This window comes from Microbacterium sp. Bi128 (assembly GCF_918698205.1).
On sequence record NZ_CAKKMM010001255.1, the window covers coordinates 1 to 1,495 of the forward strand.

The 1,495-nt window shown below is 61.2% G+C and carries 1 protein-coding gene and 1 pseudogene; one reads left to right on the forward strand and one right to left on the reverse strand.

All coding sequences use genetic code 11. The annotated features are described in order from the left end of the window. Nucleotides 1-682 (reverse strand): annotated as a pseudogene (locus LQV45_RS31770) (homoserine dehydrogenase); the annotation flags it as partial. 299 nt (nucleotides 683-981) lie between these two features. On the opposite strand from LQV45_RS31770, the gene LQV45_RS31775 reads away from it, so the two are divergent. Further along, nucleotides 982-1,495: amino acid permease (locus LQV45_RS31775; RefSeq protein ID WP_230011421.1), on the forward strand; the 514-nt coding region annotated here is incomplete at its 3' end.

Here is a 1,495-nt window from a genome sequence, read left to right on the forward strand (position 1 = left end):
GTACCTTGAGCTGAACGTCGTATCCCTCGATGTCTGCTGCGGGATTGGCTTCGGCGTAGCCGCGTTCCTGTGCCTCGCTGACGGCCTCTTCGAAGTCCAGTCCGGATTCCATCCGCCCGAGCACATAGTTGCTGGTGCCGTTGAGGATGCCTTCGAACCCGTTCAGCTTCAGCCCCGCGAACATTTTCTTGGCCAGGCGGATGACAGGAGTGCCGCTCATGACGGCACCCTCGAATTCGAAGTGCACGCCGTTCTGTTCGGCCAGGGCGGTCAGTTCGGCGCCGCGGAGGGCAACCGGGCCCTTGTTCGTCGTGCAAACGCTCTTGCCGGATTCGAGGGCCCAGCGTACGTGCGAAACTGCTGGCTCGCCGTCGTCGGGATTCGTGAACGTGGCCTCGCAGATGATGTCGGCGGTGCAGTCACGGATAACTGATTCGTTATTGGTGTCCGCGGACCCGCCATGGGCGGCGAAGGTTTCGCTTCCACCGTCCAAATTGAGTGCGATGCCGAGGTCGATCCCCTCGGGCTGGACCAGCGAGCCGAGACGCAGGTCGGTGATGGCGACGACACGCAGGCCGAAGCCCAGCTCGGAACGGAGTGTGTCACCGCGTGTTGCGACCAGTTCGGCCAGCGTCCTGTTGACGCCGCCGAAGCCGATCAGCGCAATGTCATAGGTGGTCATGGTGCTCCTTAAGTCAGATACATCGGTCCTCCAATGCTCACCGCATTCCATGTCCGTCAGTGCATGTCATTGTGACCGAACAGCAGGGCGAACTGACCATCTGTACGCCGATTCGGCAGCAGCGCCTCGAAGTAACTTAGGTGCAACATAAGCATGTTGAAATGTTTTTAATGACCCAAAGGCCGTTTTCGTGTTACTTTCATCACTACCGCCACTGCACAGCCCGAGGCGCCCTGTCCCAAGCCGGGGCGATGTGCGCATCTTTCGCATCAGACCTATCCACTCACCGGGGAGAAACCATGGAACCCTCATCACCTGTCCAGCTAGACACACAACCCACGTTGCCCCCGTCGACCGACTCCGGGCTCCGGCGGTCCATGGGGGCACGCCATCTGGTCATGATCGCCATGGGCGGGGTGATCGGCTCAGGGCTGTTCCTGAGCTCGGGCTACACCATTTCCCAGGCCGGACCGCTCGGCGCGGTCATCGCCTACCTGATCGGCGCCTTCGTTGTGTACCTGGTTATGGCCTGCCTCGGCGAGCTTGCCATCGCGTATCCGGTCTCAGGCGCCTTCCACATTTACGCGGCGAGGTCGATCGGGCCGGCCACAGGGTTCGCCACGGCCTGGCTCTACTGGCTCTGCTGGGCAGTGGCCATCGGATCGGAGTTCACTGCGTCCGGTCTCCTCATGCAGCGCTGGTTCCCGGATGTTGACGTCTGGGTCTGGTGCGTCATCTTCGCCTCGGTCCTCTTCGGATTCAATGCAGTTTCCTCGAAGTTCTTCGGCGAGTCCGAGTTCTGGTTTGCCATCG